Origin of the sequence: Aliidiomarina celeris (assembly GCF_003316875.1) — a bacterium.
Taxonomy (GTDB): Bacteria; Pseudomonadota; Gammaproteobacteria; order Enterobacterales; family Alteromonadaceae; genus Aliidiomarina; species Aliidiomarina celeris.
Genome location: NZ_QMIL01000051.1, coordinates 1 through 262, shown reverse-complemented (window position 1 = coordinate 262; position 262 = coordinate 1). Strand labels below are relative to the sequence as shown.

Sequence of the window (262 nt, the reverse complement as noted above, 5' to 3'; positions counted from 1 at the left end):
CGTCTCCAGGTCGCAACCGACCTTCGCGGCATAGGCGAGGGCATGGGCGCGAACGAAGTTCTGCGCCTCCGGTTCATCGGCCGTCGCGGCGAGCCACGCCGCCTCGGCCAGCAGGCGCGTCTGCAAGGGCAGCAGGTCGCGGAAGATACCCGAGAGGGTCATCACCACGTCGATCCGCGGGCGGCCCAGTTCCGGAAGCGGGATCAGCTCCGCCCCGGCCAGCCGCCCGTAATGGTCGAAGCGGGGCCGCGCGCCGAGCAGC

The 262-nt window shown here is 71.8% G+C and carries 1 protein-coding gene; it reads right to left on the bottom strand.

Annotation, left to right across the window (positions count from 1 at the left end; translation table 11 throughout):
• Nucleotides 1-262, bottom strand: a 262-nt coding sequence (locus DQW12_RS13415) for a cobaltochelatase subunit CobN (RefSeq protein WP_157957936.1), incomplete at both ends; no start/stop codon positions are given.